The organism is Mesorhizobium sp. M2A.F.Ca.ET.042.01.1.1 (assembly GCF_003997405.1).
Lineage (GTDB): Bacteria > Pseudomonadota > Alphaproteobacteria > Rhizobiales > Rhizobiaceae > Mesorhizobium.
In genome coordinates, this window is the sequence record NZ_RZRX01000470.1 from 1 (window position 1) to 2,411 (window position 2,411).

The 2,411-nt window shown below is 66.0% G+C and carries 3 protein-coding genes; 2 read left to right on the plus strand and 1 reads right to left on the minus strand.

The features are described from left to right. The coding region (locus EOA23_RS33795) for an electron transfer flavoprotein-ubiquinone oxidoreductase (protein ID WP_145966578.1) at positions 1-867 on the plus strand (867 nt) is incomplete at its 5' end. 178 nt (positions 868-1,045) lie between these two features. Further along, positions 1,046-1,648: a DUF922 domain-containing protein gene (locus EOA23_RS33800; RefSeq protein ID WP_127307241.1), complete on the plus strand. Its 603-nt coding sequence runs from the start codon at positions 1,046-1,048 to the stop codon at positions 1,646-1,648. Between the two features lie 30 nt (positions 1,649-1,678). Here EOA23_RS33800 and EOA23_RS33805 read toward each other — a convergent pair. After that, on the minus strand, positions 1,679-2,411 hold a 733-nt coding region (locus EOA23_RS33805; RefSeq protein WP_127307242.1), incomplete at its 5' end, for an endonuclease/exonuclease/phosphatase family protein.

Consider the following 2,411-nt stretch of genomic DNA (forward strand, 5'->3'; position numbering starts at 1 on the left):
CTCTCGCCCTTCGAGGAGTTCCAGCGCTTCAAGACGCATCCGGCAATCGCCGGCACCTTCGAAGGCGCCAAGCGCATCGGCTATGGCGCGCGCGCCATCACCGAGGGCGGCTGGCAATCCGTGCCGAAGCTGTCTTTCCCAGGCGGCGTGCTGATGGGTTGCGCGGCAGGCTTCGTCAACGTGCCGCGCATCAAGGGTTCGCACAATGCGGTGCTGTCCGGCATGCTGGCGGCCGAGCATGTCGCCGACGCCGTCGCCAGCGGCCGCGCCAATGACGAGCTTGCGTCCTATGAGGAGGCCTGGCGCGGCAGCGACATCGGCAAGGACCTGAAGAAGGTGCGCAACGTCAAGCCGCTCTGGTCGCGCTTCGGCACCATCGTCGGCGTCGGAATCGGCGGCCTCGATATGTGGCTGAACACGCTGTTCGGCTTCTCGCCCTTCGGCACGCTAAAACACGGCAAGGCCGACTATGCGACGCTCGAGCCGGCCTCCAAGCATCAGAAGATCGCCTATCCGAAGCCGGACGGCGTCTTGACCTTCGACCGGCTCTCCTCGGTGTTCCTATCGAACACCAACCATGAGGAAAACGAGCCGGTGCACCTGATCGTCGGCGACATGGCGCTGCAGCAGCGTTCCGAGCACGACGTCTTCGCCGGTCCCTCGACCCGCTACTGCCCGGCCGGCGTCTATGAATGGGTGGACAAGGACGGCAACGCCGCCGCCGATCCGTCGGCCAAGGACGTGCGCTTCGTCATCAACGCGCAGAACTGCGTGCACTGCAAGACCTGCGACATCAAGGACCCGAACCAGAACATCAACTGGGTGCCCCCGCAAGGCGGCGAAGGCCCGGTCTACCAGGGCATGTGAGCCGCTCGACCGGGCCGTCTCGACCGCCGCTCCAAGAAAGCCGGCGAAGGCCCGGTCTACCAAGGCATGTGAGCCGCTTCATCGACCGGCAACCGTTTGCGGTCCAGTCGGCGGGTTCCTTACGCTTGAAATTGCAAGCGGCTTATAGTTCCTTTTCTGCGGATAGGGAGCAAGGACAATGCGCCTGGCGTTTCTGACATGCCTCATCATGCTCGGCGGCCTGTGCGGCGGCGCCCCGCAGGCCCTGGCCGGCACCAAGGTGCTGGTCACGACGCGCAACTATGACATCGCCGGCGCGACGGGCGCCGCCCTGGTTGAAGCGATGAACCGCAAAGGTCCCAAGCACGGCTTCATGACCCGCGCCATCGCCGATACCGGCTATGTGGTGAACTGGAAGCTCGATGTGGACCGCACCGACGGGGTCTGCAGGTTGCGGGGCGCCGACGGAACGATGGAGCTCACCTACACTTTTCCGCGCCTGGCTTCGCTGCCGAAACCCGAGCTCGAGCGGCGCTGGCGGCGCTTCCTCGCCGGCGTCCACGCCCACGAGCGTCACCACGGCCGCATCGCCGAGGCCATGATGCGGGCCACCGATAAGTCCATTGCCGGCCTGAAGCTGGCCGACAATTGGTTCTGCACCGCCACCCATCGCGAGGCCAGGCGCCGGATCGACGCCGTCTACGCGCAATATGAAGCGAGACAAAACGCCTTTGACGCGCGCGAGCACCGCGACGGCGGCCATGTCGACCGGCTGGTCAATGCGCTGGTGGGGAAGAACTGAACTCAGCCTGTTCGCTTAAGAAACGAAGCGTCAGCCCCGCGGTCTGTCCGGCGCGTCGTTTGCCGCCAGCGCCGACTGGTGCTGGTCCTCGGGCGCATTGCTTGCGGGCGGCAGCGTGAATTCGACCAGAACCGGCAGATGGTCTGAGCCTGTATCCTCCAGCCGGGCCGACGAGAGAATCGCCGCCCCGCCCTTGCTGAACACCTGGTCGATCGGCAGGCCGGCATAGCGGCGCAGGACGTCGGGCAGGGTGCGGTGGATCCAGGTCGGGCCGGCCGAGGGCATCAGCGTCATGCCGCTGAGCCGCGCCACCCGCCGCACCGCCGCGCTCCACGGCACGGCATTGCAGTCGCCGGCCATGATGGCGGTTTCGCCGAGCGCTGCCAGCGGTTCCGCCAGCTCGCCGATCTGCCAGGACTGCTCCATTGGCCAAGGCCAGCTGAGATGGATCGCGGCGACGTCGACCGGAACGCCGTTGAAGTCGATCGTGGCGGTTGCCATCGCCCCGCGCGGCTCGCAACGCGGCGCGGTGCCGGCGGCGAACGGACGGCGTGACAAGAGCGCCACGCCGAATATGCCGTTGGGATAGTCGCACAGGATGCGATAGGGATAGGCGCCGGCAATATAGCCGAGCTCCTTCGCCCACATGCCGGACACTTCGTCGAGCGTGATGACGTCCGGATTGGTCCGGCCGATCAGCGACAGCACCTTCTTCGGCGTCGGATTGTTGAAGCGTAGGTTCATCTGCAGCAGGCTGTAGACG

Bases quoted from the DNA above. Each gene is read 5' to 3' on its own strand.
- EOA23_RS33800 (WP_127307241.1), top strand. From the start codon at position 1,046: ATGCGCCTGGCGTTTCTGACATGCCTCATCATGCTCGGCGGCCTGTGC.